This is a genomic window from Brucella sp. JSBI001, assembly GCF_026014005.1.
Lineage (GTDB): Bacteria > Pseudomonadota > Alphaproteobacteria > Rhizobiales > Rhizobiaceae > Brucella > Brucella anthropi.
Genome location: NZ_CP110339.1, coordinates 2815241 through 2838918 on the forward strand (window position 1 = coordinate 2815241; position 23678 = coordinate 2838918).

Genomic DNA, 23678 nt, shown 5'->3' on the forward strand with positions numbered 1-23678 from the left:
CGAACTTGTGTAATTTTTGACGTTTACGGAAACGTCAAAGTAGGTTAGCTTCGAGCCGAAATTGACTGGACGAGCGCGAATTCCGTGATGTGGTCAGTCAAAAAAGCGGCAAAAATGGCTGTTTTCGGAGAAAATCATCCCTTTTTGTTGCAACATGCGCGCTGTCACAACGTTTTGCTATAATGTGGCATGCAGGCATGAAACGCGGTTACGGGCTCGTTCCAGCCATCGCGGAACGGCTCAGGTGGTGAATTTGGAGGATTTCTATGCCGAGCTATCGCGCGCCAGTTGAGGATACGAATTTCGTTCTCAATGACGTTCTGAATTATCAGCGCTACAACAATCTGCCGGGCTTTGCCGACGCGTCGCCCGATGTCGTCGAGGCAATCCTGTCTGAAGGCGCGAAGCTTGCCGAGGGCACCCTGTTTCCGGTCAATCAGACCGCTGATCGCGAAGGCTGCAAGCGTCATTCGGACGGTTCGGTGACGACGCCGAAAGGCTACAAGCAGGCTTACGACCTTTATCGCGAAGGTGGCTGGCTCGGCCTTGCCGTGCCGGAGCAATATGGCGGGCAGGGGCTTCCTTATCTGCTGCATACGGCTGTCGGCGAATATATGTCGTCTGCCAATATGGCGCTCACCATGTATCCGGGCCTGACGCAGGGCGCGATTGCCGCGATCCTGACCCACGGCACCGATGAGCAGAAGGACACCTATCTGCCGAAGATGGTGGAAGGCACCTGGACCGGCACGATGAACCTGACCGAGCCGCATTGCGGTACCGATCTGGGCTTGCTGCGCACCAGCGCCGCGCCGCAAAAAGACGGTTCCTACAAGATTTCCGGCCAGAAGATTTTCATCTCGGCTGGCGAACACGACATGTCGGACAACATCATCCATCTGGTGCTGGCCCGTATCGACGGCGCGCCGGAAGGTGTGAAGGGCATTTCGCTGTTCATCGTGCCGAAGTTCATTCTCGATGAAAACGGCAATCCGGGCGAGCGCAACGGCGTGTCCTGCGGTTCCATCGAAGAAAAGATGGGCATTCACGGCAATTCCACCTGCGTGATGAACTACGATGATGCGACGGGCTTCCTGATTGGCGAGGCACACAAAGGCCTGCGCGCCATGTTCACCATGATGAACGAAGCGCGTCTTGGTGTAGCTTTGCAGGGCCTTTCGATTGCCGAAACCGCTTACCAGAATGCTGCCATCTATGCGCGTGAGCGTATTCAGGGTCGTGCACTTTCGGGTGCCGCGGCACCGGACAAGAAAGCCGACCCGATCATCGTGCATCCGGATATCCGCCGCAACCTCATGAATATCCGTGCTTTCAACGAAGCCGGTCGGGCGCTTATCCTCTGGACGGCACTCAACTCCGATATCGCCCATCGCGCAGGCGATGAAGCGGAACGTCAGGCAGCAGACGATCTCGTCGGCCTTTTGACGCCAGTTCTGAAAGGCGTTCTGACCGACAAGGGTTTTGAACACGCCGTCATGGCGCAGCAGGTCTTCGGCGGGCACGGCTATATCGAAGAACACGGCATGAGCCAGTATGTGCGCGATGCGCGTATCGCCATGATCTATGAAGGCGCGAATGGTATTCAGGCGCTCGATCTCGTCGGCCGCAAGCTGGCGCTTAACGGTGGCCGCGCAATCACCGCGTTCTTCAAAGAAGTGGGCGATTTCTGCGAAGCCAACCGCGAAAATGAGAAGCTTTCCTTCTTCACCAAGCATCTGAAGAAGGGTCTCAACGATCTTCAGGCCGCCACCATGTGGCTGATGCAGAATGCGATGGCCAAGCCCGACAATGCCGGTGCCGCCTCCAACGACTATATGCATCTCTTTGGACTGGTGGCGCTTGGCTTCATGTGGGCACGCATGGCGAAGATCGCGGAAGAAAAGCTTGGCAGTGGCGAAGGCAACAAGGCGTTCCTTGAAGCCAAGCTTGTTACCGCACGCTATTATTTCGAGCGGATCATGCCGGAAAGCGCCGCACATCTCGCACGCATCCAGTCGGGCGCGGATTCGATGATGGCGCTAAACGCGGACACATTCTGAGTTAGAGATCAGGCTGAGTTAGAGATCAGGCTAAGTTTTCGAACTTAGCGGGAAGGAGCAAAAATGGCTGAGGCTTATATTTACGATCACGTGCGCACACCGCGCGGACGTGGCAAGAAGGATGGCAGCCTGCACGAAGTGCCTGCCGTTCGTCTGGGCGCGAAGGTTCTGGAATCCCTGCGCGACCGCAACGGTATCGACACGGCAAAGGTCGATGACATTATTTTCGGCTGTGTCGATCCGGTGGGCGAAGCTGGTGCTGTCATCCCGCGTTCGTCAGCTTTTGAAGCCGGTTACGACTTCAAGGCGCCGGGCATCCAGATTTCGCGTTTCTGCGCCTCGGGCCTCGATGCGGTCAATCTGGCGGCAGCCAAGGTCGCCTTCGGTTCCGACGATCTGGTGATTGCAGGCGGCGTGGAAAGCATGTCGCGCGTCGGCATGGGCATGTCGGGCGGTGCCTGGTACATGGACCCATCGGTCGGCTTCCCCGGCTATTTCATGCCGCAGGGCGTGTCCGCCGATCTGATCGCCACGAAATATGGTTTCAGCCGCGATGACGTCGACGCTTATGCCGTCGAAAGCCAGAAGCGTGCCGCCAAGTCGTGGGAAAAGGGCTATTTCAAGAATTCGGTCATTTCGATCCAGGACCAGAACGGCCTGACCATTCTCGACCATGACGAGCACATGCGCCCGACAACCGACATGCAGGCGCTGGGCCAGCTCAATCCATCCTTTGTGATGCCGGGTGAAATGGGCGGCTTCAATGCGGTCGGCATTCAGGCTCATCCGGAAATCGAAACCGTCAACCACGTCCACCATGCCGGTAACTCGTCGGGCATAGTCGATGGTGCAGCTGGCGTTCTGGTTGGCTCCAGGAAGGCTGGCAAGGCATTCGACATCAAGCCGCGTGCGCGCATTCGTGCTTTCGCCAATATCGGTTCCGAACCGGCGCTCATGCTGACTGGCCCGGTTGATGTGACGGAAAAGCTTCTCAAGCAGGCCAAGATGAAAATCTCGGATATCGACCTGTTCGAGCTGAACGAAGCCTTTGCCGCTGTTGTTCTGCGCTACATGCAGGCCTTCGACATTCCACACGACAAGATGAACGTCAATGGCGGTGCCATTGCCATGGGCCATCCGCTCGGTGCAACCGGCGCTATGATCCTCGGTACGGTGCTGGATGAGCTAGAACGCCGCGATCTCAACACCGCGCTGGTGACCTTGTGCATCGGTGCCGGCATGGGCACGGCGACGATCATCGAGCGCGTTTAAGGCGAGGGAGGTTTTACGAATGGCTTATGTAAATTTCAAAGTTGAAACCGACGCCGATGGCATTGCTCTCGTCACCTGGGACATGCCTGAAAAGTCGATGAATGTCTTCACCGTCGAGGCGATGCAGGAATTGAATTCCATCATCGACGCGGTGACTGCCGACGATAAGATCAAGGGCGTTGTTATTACGTCAGGTAAGGACAGCTTCTCTGGTGGCGCCGACCTGACCATGCTGGAAGGCATGTTCAAGGAATTCCAGAAGCAGAAGGCCAAGGACCCGCAGGGCGCGGTCCAGACCCTGTTCGACAATGTCGGCAAGATGAGCGGTCTTTTCCGCAAGCTTGAAACTTGCGGCAAGCCTTGGGTTTCGGCGATCAATGGCACCTGCATGGGCGGCGCTTTTGAAATGTCGCTCGCCTGCCATGCCCGCGTGGCATCCGATGCGCCGGGCGTGAAGATGGCCCTGCCGGAAGTGAAAGTCGGCCTGTTTCCGGGCGCTGGCGGTACGCAGCGCGTTCCGCGCCTTGCCAACCAGCAGGACGCGCTTCAGATGATGACGACCGGCTCCAGCCTGACGGCGCAGCGCGCCAAGGCGATGGGTCTCGTCACGGAGATTGCACCGGCCAAGAAGCTGGTTGAGACCGCAAAGAAGCTCATCAAGGGTGGCCTCAAGCCGGTTCAGCCATGGGATGAAAAGGGTTTCAAGCTACCGGGTGGTACCATCTATTCCGCTGCCGGTGCCAATCTATGGCCTGCCGCGACCGCTATCCTGCGCCGCGAAACTTCTGGCAATTACCCGGCGGCGCTCGCTATCCTGAAGTCGGTTTATGAGGGCCTTCTGGTCCCGTTCGATACCGGCCTCAAGATCGAGCAGCGCTACTTCACCGAAATCCTCCAGACGACTGAAGCGGGCATGATGATCCGTTCGCTCTTCGTGTCGCTGCAGGAATTGAATAAGGGCGCACGCCGTCCGGTCGATGAAAAGCCGACCAAGCTCAAGAAGATCGGCGTCATCGGCGCTGGCTTCATGGGCGCTGGCATTGCCTATGTGACCGCCAAGGCAGGCATTCCGGTGGTGCTGATCGACCGCGATCAGGAGTCTGCCGACAAGGGCAAGGCGCACACGGCTGATCTTATTGCCAAGGAAATGCAGAAGGGCCGCGCCACGGAAGCCGATAAGGAAAAGCTCCTGTCGCTTATCACGGCAACGCCGGATTACGCGCTTCTCGAAGGTGCCGATCTGGTGATCGAGGCCGTGTTCGAGGACCGTGAAGTCAAGCGCGTTGCGACTGAGAAGGCCGAGGAAGTGCTGAAAACTTCTGCTGTTTTCGCGTCGAATACCTCGACCCTGCCGATCACTGGTCTTGCGAAAGTCTCGAAACGTCCAAAGAACTTCATCGGCATTCACTTCTTCTCGCCTGTCGACAAGATGATGCTGGTGGAAGTGATCCTCGGCAAAAAGACCTCGGATAAGGCTCTGGCCGTAGCCCTTGATTACGTTCGTGCGATTAAGAAGACGCCGATTGTCGTCAACGATACACGTGGCTTCTACGTCAATCGCTGCGTGCTGCGCTATATGTCGGAAGCCTACAACATGCTCGTTGAAGGTGTGCCTGCTGCGATGATCGAAAATGCCGCCCGTATGGCTGGCATGCCGGTTGGTCCGCTGGCGCTCAACGACGAAACCGCTATCGACCTGTCACAGAAGATCCTCAAGGCAACCCTTGCCGATCTCGGTGAAAAGGCGGTCGATCCGCGCCATGTAGAACTGGTGGATCGTCTCGTCAACGAGTTCGACCGCAAGGGCCGCAAGAACGGCAAGGGCTTCTACGATTATCCGGCGAAGCCTGCCAAGAAGCATCTGTGGCCGGGCCTCAAGGATCTCTATCCACAGCAGAATCCGGACAAGATCGATGTAAAGGAGCTGAAAGAGCGCTTCCTCGTCACCATTGCTCTGGAAGCTGCCCGCGTGATGGAAGAAGGCATTGTCACCGATCCGCGTGAAGCCGATGTCGGCTCCATTCTTGCCTTTGGTTTCGCGCCTTATACGGGCGGTACGCTTTCCTATATCGATGGCATGGGTGCGAAGAAATTCGTCAAGCTTGCCAAGGAGTTGCAGAAGAAGTACGGCCAGCAGTTCAAGGCGCCGAAACTTCTGCTCGACATGGCCGAAAACGGTGAAAGCTTCTACCAGCGTTTCAACCCTTACAAGACGGAAGCAAAGAAGGCAGCGTAAGCTTAACCCTTCGCAAGATCATCAGGCGCGGCATGTTTCATGCCGCGCTTTTTGTTTGTGCTTCTTGTCATAGCTGAACTGCAGCATCCCCGGATAAGAAAATTTTCCCTGTTAATTCAGCCGTCTTGCGCAATTACTGCTTTTTCGGTAGGTTGAAGCCGAAGATGGGACGGAATAATAGGTTTAAAATCCTTTGAAATATATCTTTCCTGATGGGGATTATTCAGGAAGATATGTCGGAACCTAGGTGGCGGATCATTACTATGTTTTCTCACGAGAGCGTGTGGGCGGCCATTGATGCCCTGGCTGAACGTCATTCCCTGAGCGCGTCCGGGCTGGCGCGTCGTGCAGGGCTCGACCCTACGACCTTTAACAAATCCAAGCGCTATGCTTCCGATGGGCGTGCGCGCTGGCCTTCGACGGAATCGCTGGCCAAGGTGATGGAAGCCACCGGCTCGACGTTCGATGAATTCACGCGGCTCATCCGTGGCGAAAATCGCACGCCGCAATTCGGCGAATATACGCAGGACATGCAGTCCATTCCATTGCTCGGCATGGCCGAAGCGGGCGCTGGCGGCTATTTCGACGATGCCGGTTTCCCGGTTGGACAAGGCTGGGACATTGTGGAATTCCCGGCCGGATCGGGGGAAGGTGTGTACGCGCTGGAGGTTTCGGGCGACTCAATGTTGCCCCTTTACCGTGATGGCGATACGCTGATCGTAGCACCCAATACCGCCATTCGCCGGGGCGATCGCGTAGTGGTGCGGACGAAAGACGGAGAAGTGATGGCCAAGATCCTGCATCGCCAGACGCCACGAACCATTGAGCTTCATTCGCTCAATCCCGAACATCCGAACCGCATTTTCGAGTCCAGGGATATCGAATGGGTCGCCCGCATTTTATGGGCGAGCCAGTAATGGCGCAATCGCAGGATAGAAGCCATGCACGCGCCGTTTTCGGCGGTCTGGCTGGCATAACAGGCGCAGTTCTGATCGCAGCCTTCGTGGCGCCGTTCTATGGTGCACTGGATCGCCCGGTGGTCGTCATCAACTCCGGTGATACGAAGACAGAATCCGGTACGGGAAACGGTATCGTCGTCGAACAGTTTGACTATAACGAGCCGGAGACATCGCCTGAAACGGGCAATGCTTCGGAGGAGACGTCGCCGCAACCGGGCCAAACCGCCCCCGTTGAAGGGCAGCCGCCTGCGTGGAAAGAGAACGGCAAGGTCAACGACCAGGTGAATGACAACGGCATTGAACGCGAAGCACCGCGTCCACCGCTGAGCGATCTCGGTCTTGCATCCACGCCCAAGCCGCCGGAGCCACCGGCACCGGCCACGCCTGTCGATGCGGGTGAACAGATGCAGCTTTTGCAGCGACCTGTCGCTGTGGCGGCCGGACGGCTTGAAAGTCAGGGCCGTATTATTGAATTGCAGGGCATCGAAATCGTACCCTTGGAACAGACCTGCCAGACCGCTTCCGGTGAAAGCTGGCCATGCGGCATGCAGGCGCGCACTGCCTTCCGGCAATGGTTGCGCTCCCGTGCCGTCATGTGCCGCCTGCCTGAAAACGACAGCGGTGGCGCGGTGGCGACCGAATGCTTGCTGGGCAATGAAGATGCAGCCGCATGGCTGGTTGCCAATGGCTGGGCGAAGGCCGCTCCCGGCGGTGCCTATGACGAAGCGGGTCGTAAGGCTGTGGAAGCGCGTCTCGGCATTTTCGGCGACAAGCCCGATACGTCTCTGCCCAATCCGGAGCCAGATAGCGGCAATATGATGGATAATCCGTCGCCGCTGGCCCCTGAACCGGAGCCGCAACCATCCTCGCCGTCGCCGCAGCCGCAGCCGCAGGGTGATTTTCCGCCCGCGCCGCCTGCACAATGACGAAAAGAGATCAAACCTCTTAAAGCAAGCCTCCAAGAAGAGGATCGTATCGAACTGGAATGCGGGTGCACCTGTTCTCAGATGCCAGAGAATACCGTTCGAAATGTGCTGTTCATCGACATGAGGTTTGCCGCGCACTGTGGTCGGAAGAAGTGGTTCGATCACCGACCATTCGAAATCAGTTCGATCAAAGGCACTCTCACTGCCTCCAATCGCTGGAGACAGTGAATCGCAACATACTTTATAGTATGTGACGTAGCCTTTCTTGGCTCGGTGCAGGACTTCCTTGTCGCAGATGCTACTGTCCGGTCGTTTTTTCTCCGACGACGAGTGCGAGTGCACGGACCGGCGAGCCGGTTCCTTTCACGAATTTCAGGGGTGCTGCGATCAGGATCGCCCCCTTGGCTGGTAGCTGATCAAGGTTGCTCAGGCTTGCCAGTCCGTATCGGTTTGCCTTGTGCATGAGGTTGTGTGCCGGAAATGGAGGGGTCATGGCTCCTGCGGATCCTGCATCCGTACCGACTGTTTCCTGACCCCAACCGATAATGCCTTTGGAAAGCAGATACTCGATTGCTTCAACCGTTGGTCCCGGAGAATGTGGGCCGTTTTCATCGGCATTCAGAAATGTATCGGCTGAACCATTGCGCTTGTACCAGTCGGTACGCATCAAAACCCATGATCCAGCTTCAATTTCGCCATGCTCTGCTTCCCATTCCCTGATGCTATCAACCGTCAGCAGATAATCAGCGTCGGCGGCGGCTTGTGCGGAACGGTCGATTACGTTTACGGGAGCAACGAAGTTCTGTGGCGGGATCGTATCAGTGGTGTTGTTGGAGTGATCCTTGCCGGTGATCCAGTGACACGGGGCATCGAAATGGGTGCCGGTGTGCTCGCCAAGCTCTATCCAGTTCCAGGCCCAGAACGGACCATTCTGATCGTATTGGCTGATAGTGTGAACTTTAACGTTCGGTGTGTTTTTGCCGAATTGCGGGGGAAGGTAAAGGACGGGCGTATCCGGACCGAGTGGTGCGGTGATGTCAACGACCTTGACGGTGCCAGACAGCAGTCCGGACGCAAGGCTGGAAAGAGCAGATGTATCGTTCATGAAATCCCCATTTCGCCCTGAGCCGGCGCCGGCATTATTGTGCGGTCCTTGATGAACCGGTCTCTTTCGGACGTTCACTCGAAGCCTATGGCAGGAAATATGCTCTTGCAAGTATCTCTTTTACAAAATCTTCCAGGAATTTTCTCGCGGCAGAAGAGCGTTCGCCAATAGACCAAATTTATGGACTTTTCTGTCCGTATGTCCTGCTGTGACTGGTAGTAAAACCTCATGCAAGGTAATGCAGTTATATGCATTCAAGTATAATATCGGCCATCTGTAAAAAAACTGGGCTCGCATGTCGACGGCATTCTTCACGGTTCGATTGCTTTAAGGGAAGGTTCTTGTGTGATCTGCCGACCAATAAAGGGCAGGGGTGTAGCGGTCAGGTTAATTTAGGCTTGAAATATCGGCTGTCTGGCGCAATTCTCATTGATTGCAGCGCAACGATATGCACCGGGCGGATAATGGATCTCGAATTTATAGTCACCGAAGTCGATGAGGGCGAGAAGCAGGAATTGCGCCTCTGGCTGCGTATGCTGGCAACAACCAGACTGGTTTCACAGGAAATCCGCCGCCGTCTGCGCAATGAATTTGGTGTCACGCTGCCACAATTTGACATTCTTGCCCAGCTTTACCGGGAACCGGACGGGTTGCGGCTGGGAGAACTCTCGCGTCGGACCATGGTGACGAATGGCAACATCACCGGCTTGATTGAGCGATTGGAAGCCGACGGTCTTGTGCGTCGTGAAACACCTGGTGCCGACAGACGCGTTACCGTCGCGCGATTGACTGATACTGGGCAGACGGTGTTCGCAGAAATGGCACGGGTCCATGAAAGCTGGTTACGTGATCTGATGGCCGAGGTCGATCGCGACACGATCGCTTCGTTGCTGAGAGATATGAAGCGTGTCAAAAAATCGGTCGGCAATCACCTCATGGATGACAATGAGGAATAGCATTCCCATATCCGCTGTTCGATATGGATTACTGACCTACTCTCTGCCATCGCGTTGAGATACGATAAAAAACACAATAATAACAATTGGATATAAGGAACGATATAATTCCTGCACTTGCAGAAATTATCAGGGAATATTTCACTTGCTTATTTGATCAAATGATCTTTAGATACGCGCATGTTGGGAAGCCAATCCAGGTTGAAGCTGCGTTTATGCAGTCTGCTCAGGACGAAGATGTGAAAACAAAGGGACAGGACGGTGCTGGTTTGATTACGCCAGCTGACCAGGTTCCCGGAAGGCCGGCTTTGACACTCGCTGAGGGGCGGGGCTGAGACGGAAAACAACAGGAGAGATAGATTCATGATCCGCCTTGCCAGACGCATCACCGAAAGTTCCAGCAAATCTTTTGGCATGTATGCCCGGGCGGCGGCACTCGGAGCGAATGCCGGTGACCTCATTCACATGGAGCTTGGCAGCCCCCATGCCGATACGCCACTGCATATCAAGCAGGCGACGGTCAATGCACTGATGGCAGGCGATGTCCATTATTCGCATTTTCAGGGAATTCCAAAATTGCGCGAAGCCCTGGCCGCCCGTCTGCGTGAGAAGAATGACATGGATGTTTCAGCCTCCGATATCGTTGTCACTAACGGGCTGACCCATGCGTCCTTTGCCGCTTTCATGGCGCTGCTTGACCCGGGCGACGAGGCGATCCTGTTGGAACCTTATTATCCTCAGCATATCGGCAAGATAGAACTCGCCGGAGCCAAACCTGTTCTGGCGCCGCTGGATGCCAGCGACCGTTTCTCGATCAAGGCGGAACTGATCGAACCGAAGATCACGGCCCGCACAAAAATGATTGTTCTGATCAATCCGTGTAACCCGACAGGACGGGTCTACAGTCGCGAGGAGCTGGAAGTTCTGGCGGATATTGCTCGCCGTCACGATCTGGTGGTGGTTTCTGACGAGGTTTACGAAGAGATACTGTTTGATGGCGCGCGCCATGTTTCGATCGCTTCGTTGCCCGGCATGAAGGAGCGAACGATTTCAATGTTCGCCTTTACCAAGAGTTTCGCCATGGATGGTTGGCGACTTGGGTATCTCACCGCACCGCGGCATATGATCGAAGGTATCCTGAAGATCACGACCAACGACGTCACTCACGTGAACACATTCATTCAGGCGGGGGCTCTGGCGGCGGTCTCGGGGCCAGAGGAGATATTGGCCGAACTGGTGACGGAAGACAAAGTAAAGCGCGACATTGTCGTGTCGCGGTTAAATCAAATGTCAGGTGTCACGTGCGACTGGCCGGAAGGCACGATCTACGCGTTTCCCAAAATCGCTGCATTGGGTCTTAAGTCGCAGGACATGGCTGAACGCATCATGACAGAGGCGGGCGTTGTGCTGGAAGCGGGGAGTTTTTACGGAGCGGGCGGTGAAGGGCATTTGCGTGTCTGTTTCGGTTCGCAATCGCTTGCACGTGTCAATGAAGCCATGGATCGCCTTCAGCGGTTCTTTGGTTCCCTTTGAATGACTGGAGCATCTTCGCTGCGGTCTGGTTGCTCAGACCAATGCGATTTTAGTTGAAACTTAAAATTCCATATGATCAAATAATCAAATAGGTCGACGCAGGTAGGAGCAGGAACTTCTGCCGAAAGAAACGACCCATAGAGGGAATAACAACATGATGATCTGTCGCCGTAATTTTCTGGCTATGGCAGGCCTTGCAAGCGCTCTGGCTGTGAGCTCTTTTGCCATGACATCTGCATCTCTGGCTGCCGATGCACTTAATATCGGTGCCTATCCCAGTAACCCACCTTTCGAGTTGAAAAATGCCGATGGGACGTTCGAAGGCTTCGAAATCGATATCGCGACCGAGGCAGCCAAACGGGTCGGTCTGGAGCCGGAAATCGCTGATTACGGGTTTCAGGCCCTGTTTGCCGCAACGACTTCCCGGCGTATCGACGTGGCGGTTTCGTCCATAACAATTACGCCGGAACGCCTGAAATCACAGTCCTTCACCCAGCCTTACTACGATTCAGACATCGGGGTTGCGACCAAGACCGATAGTGCTGTCACCGGACTGGCCGATTTGAATGGCAAGACCGTTGGTGCCCTTTCCGGCTCTACCGGCGAAAAATGGGTCAAGGAAAACAAAGAGGCCAAAGGCTTCGCCGATATCAAAGGCTATAACTCGCAACAGGATCTGTTTCTTGATCTCGGTGCAGGCCGCATAGATGCCGTCATTTCCGACATACCCGGCATGGAACATCTCTTTCTGAAGATGAAGGGGTTTGCCGTGAAAGACCGAATTCAGACCGGGGAGCAATATGGTCTGATGATGGCGAAGGACCATCCGTTGCTTGGCAAGCTCAACGATGCGATTACCGCCATGAAGCAGGATGGGACCACTGCGGCTATTCACAAAAAGTGGTTCGGTACGGAACCTGCAGCCAGTTCCTCGACAGTCACCGTCGTGCCGATCCCGCAGCCGTAATCTTTTGATGTTGGTGACAGATGGGCCGCATTTGCAGGATCGGCCCATCTTCGACCGTTACTTCTCAGACTGACCGGTCGTGCGCTCCCAGGATTTGCCTGCGAAGGACGCCAATATGACATTCGTCGAAACCTTCCTGAACACCGATGTTCTCGCTTCGAGCCTGCCAGCGCTTGGACGTGGCCTGCTCAATACGTTTCTCATCGGTATCGCCAGCATTTTCTTTGGTGTTCTGTCGGGCTTGCTGATCAGTATTGTCCGTATCTACGGACCGAAGGTTCTTCGTTATCTCGCGATCGCCTATATCGATGTATTCCGCGCCATGCCGGTTTTGGTCGTGCTGATCCTGATCTATTATGCACTGCCATTCATCGGGATACGCTTTTCTGCCTGGACCTCTGCCATCATGTCCTTCTCCATGGTTATGGCGGCATATTCGGCGGAAGTGTTCCGGTCCGGCATCGAAAGTGTACCACGCGGCCAGTTCGAAGCTGCTTCTGCGCTTGGAATTCCATTCCCGGTTACTCTGTGGAAAGTGGTTTTGCCACAGGCGATCCGTATCATCATTCCGCCGACTACCAGCAATTGTGTTTCCATGTTCAAGGACACCGCATTGGCGTCTACTGTGGCTCTGCCCGAGCTTTTGAAGGAAGCGCAGGACGCGCAGGCGCTTTATGCCAATCCGACACCATTGATCGGCGCAGCGCTTATCTATCTCATCCTCCTGCTGCCGCTTGTGCGCTTGGTCGCGCTTCTTGAGGCGCGGTTCAAAAAGGAGAGAGTCCGATAGTCCAATTCTGGTTTCATCGGCGGGTATCGGCAACAGCAATGGCAGGCATAATATGAGCGGTTATTTTCTCTATCACTCGATCGGTACCTTTCCGGGTAAAGCGGAAAAGGTGAAAGCGGCACTTAGTCGTTATTCGGATATCTGGTCGGCAGAAAATGACTCTCAATGGCCGGCAATGCTGGCGGAGCGCGGGCATTTCATCCGAAGCTGGGAGAACCTGATCGGCGCCCCCGCAGGCTCCATGACTACTGCAGAGAATGTGACACTGGCCCTTTACAGTCTGATCGGTGCACTGCCTGAGGAATTATTGCGCGGCCGCCGAATTCTGGCCGCCGCCGATTGCTTCCCGAGTCTGCATTTTTTGCTGGCCGGGTTGCAGGCGCGGTTCGGATTTACGCTTGAAACCGTACCCATGAGACAGGGCGAGAGTTTTGTACGCGACGAGGATTTCATCGATGCTTGGGGCAGCGATGTTGCGATTGCGTTGGTGACATGGGTGTCGTCCACGACATCGAAGCGCGCCGACCTGGACCTGATGTCCAAACACGGCAGGCAGCACGGCACGATCATCGTTGCAGATGTCACCCAGGGCGTAGGCATCCGCCCCTTTTCCGTCGGAGAGATAGATGTCGTGGTGGGATCGTCTCTCAAATGGCTTTGTGGAAGTTCGGGAGCAGGGGCAATCTATGTGCGTCCGGGACTATTGACGACTTGCAAGCCGGAATTGCGTGGCTGGTTTAGTCAACCTAATCCGTTTTCCTGGGATCTTGATACTTTTGCCTATGCCGACGATGCGCGGCGCTTCGACCATGGCACGCCTGCCGTGCTGGCGGCTATAGCCTCGCAACCCGGCCTTGATTTTGTTTCCGCGACAGGTGTCGACGTGCTGGCCCGGCATAACGAACTGTTGACCGGCAAGATTGTGGAACGGGTCGCTGCCAACACTGCACTGTCGTTGGTCTCTCCAGAAAGGCCTGAAGAGCGCGGCGGCAGCGTGATGGTGCAAGCGGTTTCGGCTGAAAGGGCGGCCGCGATCGTGACCGCATTGAAGGCTGAAAATTTTTACTGTGATTGTCGCAGCCGTATTCTGCGGTTTTCACCTGGGTCGGTGACCTCCCTGATGGAAACGGAAGCCTTGTGTGATGCGCTGGATAGGCTGGCGCTCGATTAAGCCTTTTGGTTCCATGCCGATTTCTGCTCGAACCTGTTGTTTTCACCGTATTTATGCGACACCCGGTGATCCTATCGGGTGGTAAAATGCTATAACTGAGGAACACGGAGACAAGGGATTTGAAGCAAATGATCGGTGAAACCCGTCTGTTGAAGGTATCCTCGCGCGTAACTGTGCAGGACGGTGTCTACCAACAGCTTCGCCAGGCTTTGATGTGGGGCTCATTCGAGCCGTCGCAGGCGGTGACGATCGCTTCACTTGCCGAGGAGTTCGGCACAAGCCATATGCCCGTACGTGAGGCGCTGCGACGGCTGGCGGCGGAGAACGGACTGGAAATCGCCCGTAATGGATCGGCACGTGTGCCTGATATTTCGCGGACACGGTTGGATGACATTTGTCGGGTCCGCGTTGCTCTCGAGGGGCTCGCCACCGAACTTGCAACGCCGCGGATGACGGCTGCCGATATTGACCGCTGTCTGACGCTCGCGCGGGAGCATGAAGCTCTCGGTCAAGAAGGCAAGATCTATGAGATGCTGCGCAAGAACCAGGAGTTTCATTTCACGATCTACGAACTATCGGGATCGGAAACATTACCCCAGATGATTGAAACGCTGTGGCTGCGACTTGGACCCTATATGCGCCTTCTTTCCAATCATGTCCGTCAGCAAGTGGACCAGGGTATTATCCATCCTTATTCAGCCTATCATTACGAAATGCTGGATGCCATTCGTGCCGGCGACGCAAAAAAAGCGGGCAGTCTGATGATCCAGGACATTGAAGCAACGCAACGACTTTTGCAGAAACTTTGTTAGGCATCGAGATACGCTTGCCTTGATTGCAGACTGACGCGCTCTAAAGGGCTGATCGTTGCGATGGACGCTAAACCCTTTCAAGCGCGATGGCGATACCTTGCCCTACACCGATGCACATAGTGGCGAGCGCAAAGCGACCGCCGCCAAGTTTCAATTCCAGTGCGGCCGTGCCGGTGATGCGCGCTCCGGACATGCCGAGCGGATGTCCGAGAGCGATGGCACCGCCATTCGGATTGACGCGGATGTCGTCGTCGGCAACTCCAAGAAGACGTAACGTGGCCAATCCCTGGCTGGCGAAAGCTTCATTCAGTTCGATTATATCGAACTGCTCCTGCTTCATTCCCAGCCGTGCCATCAATTTCTGGCTGGCTGGCGCCGGGCCGATACCCATGATGCGTGGAGGAACACCTGCCGTAGCACCACCCAGAACTCGAGCAACAGGCGTGAGGCCGAACTTACGGGCAGCGGCTTCCGAAGCAATGATGAGCGCTGCCGCTCCATCGTTGACGCCCGACGCATTCCCAGCTGTAACCGTGGCACCTTCCAGCCGGTTGATTGGTTTCAGTTTGGCCAGCGCGTCCAGCGTGGTTTCACGCGGATGTTCGTCAGCACCGACGACCACGGGATCACCCTTGCGCTGAGGAATGGAAACGGGCGTTATTTCTTGCGCCAGTCGGCCGTTGCCTTGTGCTGCTGCAGCCTTCTTCTGGCTTCGCAAGGCGAATTCATCCTGATCGGCGCGTGTGACCGCGTAATCGACAGCCACGTGATCCCCGGTCTCCGGCATGGAGTCGATGCCATATTGAGCTTTCATCACCGGATTGACGAAACGCCAGCCAATTGTCGTATCGTGAATTTCTGCGCGGCGGGAGAACGGGCTGTCTGCTTTAGGTAAAACAAAGGGCGCGCGGCTCATGCTTTCCACACCACCCGCAATCATAAGTTCTGCTTCGCCTGCACGAATGGCACGCGCGGCGGCAAGCACGGCGTCCATCCCGGAACCGCAAAGCCTGTTGATCGTCGTACCGGTGGCGGTAACGGGATAACCGGCAAGCAGTGCCGCCATGCGCGCAACATTGCGGTTATCTTCCCCTGCCTGATTGGCGCAGCCGAAAATCACGTCCTCAATCGCCTCGCAATCCAGTGCCGGATTGCGCTCGACCAGTGCTTTGAGCGGAATAGCGGCAAGATCGTCCGTGCGGATGCTGGACAACGCCCCGCCAAAACGTCCGATGGGGGTGCGGATGTAGTCGCAGATGAAAGCTTCTGTCATCGGGTTTCTCCAGTCTGGCGTGTCGCGAACAGGGGGCCGCCCTTGATCGAGGGAAAGCCGTAGCCGTTGACCAGAACGAGATCAATGTCGTCGGAATGGCGCGCAATGCCTTCTTCAAGCAGGGCTTGCCCTTCATGCGCCATAGCGGCGAGCAGGCGCTGCATGATCGCTTCATCGCTGAAACTGCGAGGAACAATGGCGTTGCGCGCGCGGTAATCGTCGATCAGCGCGTGGACGTCGGGGTCGCTTGTGCGGACACCGTCCGCATAGCGATACCAGCCGAGACCGGCCTTGCGGCCAAAACGCCCGGCTTCGCATAGTTTGTCGGCAACGTCGAAATAGGCAAGGTTAGGATCGCGGCTTGCCGCCGCTCTCTTGCGCCGTGCCCAGGCAATTTCCAGGCCGGCCATGTCGTAAACCGCGAAGAGTCCCATCGGAAAGCCATAGGCTTCCATGGCACGATCGATATCTTCGGGATAGGCGCCTTCAGCCAGCATTTTCTCGGCTTCCGTGCGATAGGCCGAAAACATCCGGTTGCCGATGAAGCCTTCACAGACACCGGTGACGATGGGCAGCTTCTTGATTTTGCGGGCAAAGGCGATACCCGTTGCAAGCGTCTCGTCGGAGGTCTCCGCGCAGCGCACCACTTCCAGAAGCCGCATGATATTGGCTGGCGAGAAGAAATGTAATCCCAGCACTCGGTCGGTGCGGTTCGTAACGGCGGCCAGTTCATCCGGATTGAGATAGCTGGTATTGGTTGCCAGTATGGTTGCTGGAGGCAGCAAAGCGTCGAGCTCGCGGAACAGCGACGCCTTCACGGTGAAATCATCGAAGACGGCTTCGATGACGAGATCGGCATCGGCAAGCGCAGCCATATCGGCACTGACGGAGAGCTTTGCGCGTTGCGCGTCTGCGGCTTCGGTGGAAAGCCTGCCGTTATCGACAGCCTTCTGGATCATATCGCTGATCCGCGCATGGCCTTTGGCAGCTGCTTCCGTGGTCGTTTCATAGCCGATAACCGTGTAGCCAGCGGCAAGGCAGGCGACGGCAATGCCTGATCCCATCAGGCCGGTCCCGGCAATGCCGATGGTCGAAAGCGCCAGAGGTTTTGCCTCCATGCCTTCGACTTTTCCAGCGGCGCGTTCGGCAAAGAAAAGATGCCGCAAGGCGGCCGCCTCTTCGCTGTCGCGCAGGCGGATGAAGGTTGCCCGTTCCTCGGCCAGACCTTCGGCAATCGAGATCGTGGTGGAAAGCTGCACCAGCCGCGCGGCTTCGCCAGGGGCGGTCGCGCCACGCGCTTTCTTCAGTATCTTCGCTTTGGCCTGTTCAAAGGTGGCGGCATCGGGCGCGGTAACCGGCAGATCGCCGGTCCGGCGCAAAGGCTTGCCGACCAGCGCATGGGCAAGCGCGATGGCGTCGGTCACAAGATCGCCGTCCGAAATCCGGTTGATCAGGCCCAGTTGCTGCGCTTCGTCCGGGGCAATCTGGCGTCCCATGGCGATCATGTCCAGTGCTGCGAGCGACCCGATCAATCGGGGCAGGCGCTGTGTGCCGCCAGCGCCGGGCACGATCCCAAGCTTGACTTCCGGCAAGGCAAAGGAGGCGCTGGTCGATGCGATGCGGGCGTGAGCCACAAGTGCTACTTCAAGTCCGCCGCCCAAAGCGGGGCCGTTGATTGCGGCCACCACGGGTTTGTCGGCGTTTTCGATGATCGTGATGACATCCGGCAATGTCGGTTCAACCGGCGGTTTGCCGAATTCGCGAATGTCCGCCCCGCCGATGAAGATCTTGCCTGCACCGCTCAGCACGGTCGCCCGGATCGCAGCTGTTGCGGAAGCATGGTGAATGGCTGCGGCAAGCCCTTTGCGCACCTCGGCAGAGGTGGCATTGACCGGCGGGTTGTCGATCGTGACGACAAGAATGCCATCGACAACCATGCCTGTCACAACGGGGGAGAATTCGCGTCTATCGGCCATGGTGGTCTCAGTCCGGTATTACGGCAAAAGCCTGTATTTCGATCTTGGCCCGGTCTTCGACCAGCGCGACCACCTGCACCGCCGCCATGGCGGGGAAGTGCTTGCCGATCACATCGCGATAGGCGCGACCGATGCCTTTCAGATTGGCGGTATATTCAGCCTTGTCGGTGAAATACCAGGTCATGGAGGCGATATGCTCCGGCCTGCCGCCAGCTTCCGCCAGAATGGCGACGATGTTTTTCAATGTCTGCTCGGTCTGCTCGACAAAATCGTCGGTCTCGAACTGTTGCTGTTCGTTCCAGCCGATCTGGCCGCCGATGTAGACGGTGCGCCCGCGCGCTTCAACGCCATTGGCATATCCGATGGGGCGGGCCCAGCCTTGCGGCTGAAGTGTCTTATGCATGTTGTGTCTCCAGAAAATACGTGCGGGACAGGCTTAGTTGGCCTTCAGCAGTTCGCGCGCGATAATGAGTTTCTGCACTTCCGTTGCGCCCTCATAGATGCGAAGTGCGCGTATCTCGCGATAAAGCCGCTCGACGATTTCGCCGCTTTTCACACCGCGACCGCCAAACATCTGCACGGCCTTGTCGATGGTTTGCTGGGCGTTTTCCGTCGCAACCATCTTGGCCATCGCGGCTTCCTTGGTGGTGTTCAGCTTCTGAACGTCGCGCCGCCATGCTGCGCGATAGGTCAGAAGCGCTGCGGCGTCGATATCGGTCGCCATGTCGCCAAGCGTCGCCTGCGTCAGCTGCAAGTCGGCCAATGCGCCGCCGAACATCGGGCGCGACCGTGCATGGGACAGCGCCTCGCTGGCGGCACGGCGTGCAAAGCCAAGTGCTGCTGCGGCAACCGATGCGCGGAAAATATCAAGCGTGCGCATGGCGATCTTGAAACCTTCGCCCGGCGCGCCGAGGCGGCGCGAGGCCGGGATGCGGCAATTGTCGAAGCGGATCGTGGCCAATGGATGCGGCGCGATCACATCAATGCGTTCCGCGATGGAAAAGCCGGGATCGGTGGCGAAAACAACAAAGGCCGAAATGCCCCGTGTTCCCGGTGCTTCGCCCGTGCGGGCAAAGACGGTGTAGACATCGGCGATGCCGCCATTGGAAATCCACGTCTTTTCACCGTCGAGCACATAGTCATCGCCGTCGGCTCTGGCGGCGCAACTCATTGCCGCCACGTCGGACCCCGCCAGTTTTTCCGACAGGGCAAAGGCCGAAATCCATTCGCCGCTTGCCACTTTCGGCAGCACGGTCTGCTTGAGTTCGTCCGATGCGGTGAGGCTGATCGCGCCGGTGCCAAGGCCCTGCATGGCAAAAGCGAAATCAGCGAGACCATCGTGGTAGGCCAGTGTCTCGCGGGCAATACAAAGCTTGCGGGAATCGATACCTTCGCCGCCAGTCAGGCTGACTGCTGCTTCCAGCAGCCCGGCTTGGCCGAGTGCCTTCACCAGCGCGCGGCAGGCATTGTCCGTGTCGCTGTGGTCGACACCGGCCAGCGCCGGGCTTTTAGCAAAGGCATCCAGTTTTGCGGCCCAGTCGGTGTGGGCTTTGTCAAAAAACGGCCAGTCGAGATGCTCCCGCGTGAGCGGTTTTGCTGCGGAACTATCCATCGTCAGTTCCCCTCGAAAACGGGCTTCTGCTTGGCTGCGAAAGCCTCAAAGGCGCGGCGGAAATCCTGCGTCGCCATGCAAATGGCCTGCGCCTGTGCTTCCGATTCCACCAGCTCTTCAATGCCCATTGCCCATTCCTGATTGAGCATGGTTTTGGTCATGCTATGCGCGAACCATGGGCCATCGGCGATGTTGCGCGCCAGCGCTTCGGCCTTGCCGATGAGGTCGCCCTGCGGATGCAGCGCGTTGAAGAAGCCCCAGCGCTCGCCTTCGTCAGCGCTCATGAAACGTCCGGTATAAAGCAGTTCCGATGCGCGGCCCTGACCGATCAGTCGCGGGAGAATGCCGCATGCGCCCATATCGGCGCCAGCAAGGCCGACGCGGGTGAAGAGGAAGGCCGTTTTGGCTTCCGGCGTGGCGATGCGCAAATCCGATGCCATGGCCAGAATGGCGCCAGCGCCTGCGCAAATGCCGTCAACGGCGGCAATGATCTGCTGCGGACATTTGCGCATGGCCTTGACGACATCGCCGGTCATGCGCGTGAAAGCCAGAAGATCTGGCATCGTCATATGGGTCAGCGGTTCGATGATCTCGAACACATCGCCGCCCGACGAGAAGTTTCCTCCAGCGCCGGTCAGGACGATGGTGCGCACGTCGGAGGCATAGACGAGATTGCGAAACAGGTCGCGCAGCTCGGCATAGCTTTCAAACGTCAGCGGATTTTTCCGGTCCGGGCGGTTCAGGGTCAGCGTGGCAACGCGACCGTCTTCGCTCGTCTGCCATAGAAAATGCGTCGCCTGATAATCCTTGAAAGGCTTCAGATTGCTCGCCATCGAAACAGTGCCGTCGCTCATCCTGCCATTACCTCCCCACCGGCGATTGCAATCGCCTGTCCAGTTATCGATTGCGCGCCGGGCGATGTGAGCCACAGCACGGTTTCAGCCACTTCTTCCGGCTGTATCAGGCGTCCCTGCGGGTTCGCCTTGACGAATTCCGCCAGCACATCGTCCTCCGACCGCCCGGTCTTCGCGACAATGGCGGCAATCGAGCGGGAAATGATCGGCGTATCGGTGAAGCCGGGGCAAACGGCGTTGACGGTCACGCCCTTGCGGGCGAGTTCCAGCGCCAGCGCGCGGGTCAACCCGACGACCCCGTGCTTTGCGGCGCAATAGGCCGAGACATAAGCATAGCCGCTCAGGCCCGCCGTGGAGGCGATATTGATGATGCGCCCGCCTTTGCCGCCCGCCTTGATATCGTCAAGGGTGGCCTGCGTTACATTGAAAACGCCGGTCAGATCGACGTCGAGTACGCGGCTCCACATGTCGAGGCTGGTTTTCTCGAAAGGTGCGCTCGGTGCTTCCCCGGCATTGTTGACAAGAATGCTGACCAGCCCGAAAGCGGCGCGCGCGCTGTCCAGCCCGGTTGCAATGGCTTCGCGGTTGGTCACATCGAAACCATCGGCAATGAAGCATCGCTGCCAGTCCAGAAGGGCGGCGGTTGCTTCCAGCGGTTCGCGGCGGCGACCCGCCAGGGTCACATTGGCCCCGGCGCGCGCAAGACCGACGGCGATGGCGGCGCCGATGCCGCTACCGGCGCCGGTGACCAGCGCATGCTTGCCGGAAAGGGCAAGACCAACAGCGGCATCGTTCATCGCAATCTCCCGTTACTTCGCGCCTTGCGGCGCTGTGGCGGCGCGGGCGAGATTGGCTTCATACTGATATTTGGCGGAGCGATATTGCTTCGGCCATGCGATGGAGTTGATGCCGATTTTTGCCGCTTCGTGCAACGCCCAGGACGGATCGGCCAGATGCGGACGGGCCACGGCGCAGAGATCGGCGCGCCCGGCAGCAATGATCGAGTTGGCATGATCGGCTTCCGAAATCGCGCCGACGGCAATGGTCGGAATGTGGATTTCGTTGCGGATCTTGTCGGAGAACGGGGTCTGGAACAGACGGCCATAAACCGGTTTTTCTTCCTTCCAGACCTGACCCGACGAACAGTCGATCAGATCGGCGCCTGCGGCCTTGAACATCTCCGCAAAGATCGCCGCATCTTCCGGCGTGTTGCCGCCTTCGAACCAGTCGTGGCAGGAAAGACGAACCGAGATCGGCTTGTCCTGTGGCCAGACTTCGCGGATCGCATGGAAGACTTCCAGCGGATAGCGTGCGCGGTTTTCATAACTGCCGCCATATTCGTCCTCGCGCCGGTTGGTGAGCGGCGAGAGGAAGCTCGACAGAAGATAGCCATGCGCACAGTGCAGCTCCAGCCAATCGACGCCAGCTTCTGCGGCGCGTTTGGTGGCGGCGACAAAGTCCGCTTTCACCCGATCCATGTCGGCGCGGTCCATCGCCTTCGGCGTCTGGCTGTGCTTGAGATAGGGAAGGGCGGAAGCGGACAGAAGCGGCCATGAACCCTCTTCCAGCGGCTGGTCGATCCCTTCCCATGCAAGCTTGGTAGCACCTTTGCGCCCGGCATGGCCGATCTGCATGGCAACTTTGGCATTGCTGTTGTTGTGCACGAAATCCACAACGCGCTTCCAGCCTTCGGCCTGTGCATCGTTCCAGATGCCGAGACAGCCGGGGGTGATCCGCGCATCAGGCGACACGCAGGTCATTTCGGCAAAGACCAGTCCCGCGCCGCCCATGGCGCGGCTGCCCAGATGCACCATATGGAAATCGTCGATCAGGCCATCGGTCGCGGAATACATCGCCATCGGCGACACGACGATGCGGTTTGGCAGCGTCACGCCACGCAGCGTATAGGGCGTGAACATTGGCGGCAGGCAACGCTCGTCTTCCGTCACGTTCAGCCCCTGCTTGCGGGCAAACCAGCGCTCATAGCCTTCCAGCCAGTTCTTGTCGCGCAGGCGCAGATTTTCGTGGCTGATGCGCTGCGAGCGCGTGAGCATGGAATACATGAACTGTTCCGGCTCCAGCGTGTCGGCATAACGCTGGCCTACGACCTCGAACCATTCCATGGCATTGCGTGCAGCGTTTTGAATGCGTGCGACATCGACCCGGCGGATTTCCTCATAGGCATGCAGGACTTCAGGAATGCCTTCCTTGCCGTGACCGAGTTTCTGGAACTGGTTGGCCAGTTCAATAGCGTCGTCGATGGCAAGTTTGGTGCCCGATCCGATGGCGAAATGTGCGGTATGGGCCGCATCACCCATCAGCACCACATGGGAATTGCCGTTGAAGTGGCTCCACTTTCCGCAAATCAGACGGTTGAAGTTCAGCCAGGCCGAGCCGCGCATATGGCGCGCATTGGTCATCAGCGGCACGCCTTCCAGCGTTTCCGCAAAAAGCTTTTCGCAGAAATCGATGGATGCGGTCTGGTCCATCTGGTCCAGGCCATGCGCCAGATAGGCTTCCTCGGTGGTTTCGATGATGAAGGTCGAGGTTTTGTCGTCGAACTTGTAGATATGCGCCTGAAACCAGCCGTGATCGGTCTTGCGGAAGTCGAAGGTAAAGGCGTCGAACAGTTTTTCCGTGCCGAGCCAGATATAGCGATTGGGGCGCACGATCAGATCAGGCTCGAACACATCCTCATAGCGATTGCGAATGCGGGAGTTCAGACCGTCCGAAGCGATGATGAGATCGGCGTCCGGGAAATCGAGATCGCTTTCCACGTCGGTTTCAAACTGAAGCTTCACGCCCAGCGCTTCGCAGCGCAGCTGAAGAATGTTGAGCAGGCGCTTGCGCCCGATGCCGACAAAGCCGTGACCGCTGGTGCGCTGGCGCGTGCCCTTGAACAGCACCTCGATATCATCCCAGTGATTGAAGGCGTCCTGAATTTCGGCCGCACTTTCCGGGTCCCAGACCTTCATGGATTCCATGGTCGCGTCGGAAAACACCACACCCCAGCCGAACGTGTCATAGGGGCGGTTTCGCTCCACGACCGTAATGTCATGTTCCGGATGAAGTTTTTTCATCAGAAGGCCGAAATAAAGGCCGGCCGGACCTCCTCCAATACACACGATACGCATGTTGAGTTCCCTTTCCGATATGCTGCCAAACGGCGCCGGTTA

19 protein-coding genes and 1 pseudogene are annotated in these 23678 nt (G+C 57.3%); 11 read left to right on the plus strand and 9 right to left on the minus strand.

The window, feature by feature from the left end:
• Positions 1-266: 266 nt before the first annotated feature.
• The 5 genes from LJ361_RS13335 to LJ361_RS13355 all read left to right on the plus strand — a co-directional run bounded on the left by LJ361_RS13335 (position 267) and on the right by LJ361_RS13355 (position 7453).
• Positions 267-2060: an acyl-CoA dehydrogenase C-terminal domain-containing protein gene (locus LJ361_RS13335; protein ID WP_264811718.1), complete on the plus strand. Its 1794-nt coding sequence runs from the start codon at positions 267-269 to the stop codon at positions 2058-2060.
• A 63-nt stretch (positions 2061-2123) separates the two neighbouring features.
• Entirely contained in the window at positions 2124-3332 is a 1209-nt protein-coding gene (locus LJ361_RS13340) for an acetyl-CoA C-acetyltransferase (protein WP_264811719.1), read from the plus strand.
• Between the two features lie 19 nt (positions 3333-3351).
• Complete coding sequence (locus LJ361_RS13345) at positions 3352-5568, plus strand: FAD-dependent oxidoreductase (RefSeq protein ID WP_264811720.1); 2217 nt, start codon at positions 3352-3354, stop codon at positions 5566-5568.
• A gap of 263 nt (positions 5569-5831) precedes the next feature.
• On the plus strand, positions 5832-6485 hold the full coding sequence (locus LJ361_RS13350) for a helix-turn-helix transcriptional regulator (protein WP_264811721.1): 654 nt from the start codon (positions 5832-5834) through the stop codon (positions 6483-6485).
• Entirely contained in the window at positions 6485-7453 is a 969-nt protein-coding gene (locus tag LJ361_RS13355) for a thermonuclease family protein (protein ID WP_010659210.1), read from the plus strand. The genes LJ361_RS13350 and LJ361_RS13355 overlap by 1 nt, the downstream gene beginning before the upstream one ends.
• 63 nt (positions 7454-7516) lie before the next feature.
• Here LJ361_RS13355 and LJ361_RS13360 read toward each other — a convergent pair.
• A pseudogene (locus LJ361_RS13360) lies at positions 7517-7666 on the minus strand (transposase); the annotation flags it as partial.
• A gap of 85 nt (positions 7667-7751) precedes the next feature.
• Positions 7752-8558: a cyclase family protein gene (locus tag LJ361_RS13365; protein ID WP_010659209.1), complete on the minus strand. Its 807-nt coding sequence runs from the start codon at positions 8556-8558 to the stop codon at positions 7752-7754.
• 341 nt (positions 8559-8899) lie between these two features.
• On the opposite strand from LJ361_RS13365, the gene LJ361_RS13370 reads away from it, so the two are divergent.
• The 6 genes from LJ361_RS13370 (at position 8900) to LJ361_RS13395 (ending at position 14787) form a co-directional block, all read left to right on the plus strand.
• Positions 8900-9514: a MarR family winged helix-turn-helix transcriptional regulator gene (locus tag LJ361_RS13370; protein ID WP_029376008.1), complete on the plus strand. Its 615-nt coding sequence runs from the start codon at positions 8900-8902 to the stop codon at positions 9512-9514.
• A 363-nt stretch (positions 9515-9877) separates the two neighbouring features.
• Positions 9878-11047, plus strand: a complete 1170-nt coding sequence (locus tag LJ361_RS13375) for a pyridoxal phosphate-dependent aminotransferase (protein WP_010659206.1) — start codon at positions 9878-9880, stop codon at positions 11045-11047.
• A gap of 154 nt (positions 11048-11201) precedes the next feature.
• A complete protein-coding gene (locus LJ361_RS13380; RefSeq protein ID WP_264811722.1) occupies positions 11202-12014 on the plus strand; it encodes an ABC transporter substrate-binding protein in 813 nt (270 codons plus the stop codon).
• Between the two features lie 115 nt (positions 12015-12129).
• Entirely contained in the window at positions 12130-12804 is a 675-nt protein-coding gene (locus LJ361_RS13385) for an amino acid ABC transporter permease (protein ID WP_010659204.1), read from the plus strand.
• Between the two features lie 52 nt (positions 12805-12856).
• On the plus strand, positions 12857-13975 hold the full coding sequence (locus LJ361_RS13390; protein ID WP_264811723.1) for an aminotransferase class V-fold PLP-dependent enzyme: 1119 nt from the start codon (positions 12857-12859) through the stop codon (positions 13973-13975).
• Between the two features lie 128 nt (positions 13976-14103).
• Complete coding sequence (locus LJ361_RS13395) at positions 14104-14787, plus strand: GntR family transcriptional regulator (protein ID WP_010659202.1); 684 nt, start codon at positions 14104-14106, stop codon at positions 14785-14787.
• A 67-nt stretch (positions 14788-14854) separates the two neighbouring features.
• On the opposite strand, the gene pcaF is transcribed toward LJ361_RS13395, so the two are convergent.
• The 7 genes from pcaF to LJ361_RS13430 are packed head-to-tail and all read right to left on the minus strand — an operon-like array spanning position 14855 to position 23636.
• Positions 14855-16060: a 3-oxoadipyl-CoA thiolase gene (gene pcaF / locus LJ361_RS13400; RefSeq protein WP_264811724.1), complete on the minus strand. Its 1206-nt coding sequence runs from the start codon at positions 16058-16060 to the stop codon at positions 14855-14857.
• The gene (locus LJ361_RS13405; RefSeq protein ID WP_264811725.1) at positions 16057-18036 is read right to left on the minus strand and encodes a 3-hydroxyacyl-CoA dehydrogenase NAD-binding domain-containing protein; all 1980 of its coding nucleotides are present in this window, start codon (positions 18034-18036) and stop codon (positions 16057-16059) included. The genes pcaF and LJ361_RS13405 overlap by 4 nt, the downstream gene beginning before the upstream one ends.
• A 7-nt stretch (positions 18037-18043) precedes the next feature.
• Positions 18044-18439, minus strand: a complete 396-nt coding sequence (locus LJ361_RS13410; RefSeq protein ID WP_010659199.1) for a RidA family protein — start codon at positions 18437-18439, stop codon at positions 18044-18046.
• A 33-nt stretch (positions 18440-18472) separates the two neighbouring features.
• The gene (locus tag LJ361_RS13415) at positions 18473-19648 is read right to left on the minus strand and encodes an acyl-CoA dehydrogenase family protein (protein ID WP_258124843.1); all 1176 of its coding nucleotides are present in this window, start codon (positions 19646-19648) and stop codon (positions 18473-18475) included.
• A gap of 2 nt (positions 19649-19650) precedes the next feature.
• Positions 19651-20502 (minus strand): enoyl-CoA hydratase family protein, encoded by an 852-nt coding sequence (locus LJ361_RS13420; RefSeq protein WP_029926665.1) that lies wholly within the window; start codon positions 20500-20502, stop codon positions 19651-19653.
• Positions 20499-21299 carry an SDR family NAD(P)-dependent oxidoreductase gene (locus tag LJ361_RS13425; protein WP_264811726.1) on the minus strand — a complete coding sequence of 267 codons (801 nt, stop codon included), beginning with the start codon at positions 21297-21299 and terminating at the stop codon, positions 20499-20501. The genes LJ361_RS13420 and LJ361_RS13425 overlap by 4 nt, the downstream gene beginning before the upstream one ends.
• Positions 21300-21311: 12 nt before the next feature.
• Positions 21312-23636: a bifunctional salicylyl-CoA 5-hydroxylase/oxidoreductase gene (locus LJ361_RS13430; RefSeq protein ID WP_258124841.1), complete on the minus strand. Its 2325-nt coding sequence runs from the start codon at positions 23634-23636 to the stop codon at positions 21312-21314.
• Positions 23637-23678: the final 42 nt, after the last annotated feature.